Genomic DNA, 237 nt, shown 5'->3' on the forward strand with positions numbered 1-237 from the left:
GTCGACTGTGTCGATCATCGCGCGGGCAGCATCTACAGCAAGTGGGCGGGGCAGTTTTTTCTGGAATTTGGGTGAGCGGGTAGCAAGGACAGCGGTCGGCTCAAAGCCCTCGCGCTCTGCCAGCCAGCGGTAGAAGCTTTTCACCGAGGACAGTTCCCGAGCGAGCGAGCGCGCGGCGACACCGCGTTTGCGTTCATGGGCCATCCATGCGCGCATGTCGGTGGGTGTAACCCGGGC

The 237-nt window shown here is 63.3% G+C and carries 1 protein-coding gene; it reads right to left on the reverse strand.

All coding sequences use genetic code 11. The features are described 5' to 3' along the window. Positions 1 to 237: site-specific integrase (locus ACFVYJ_RS13930; protein WP_463255478.1), on the reverse strand; the 237-nt coding region annotated here is incomplete at both ends.

The organism is Pontibacter sp. JAM-7 (assembly GCF_048548695.2).
Taxonomy (GTDB): Bacteria; Pseudomonadota; Gammaproteobacteria; order Pseudomonadales; family Balneatricaceae; genus Neptuniibacter.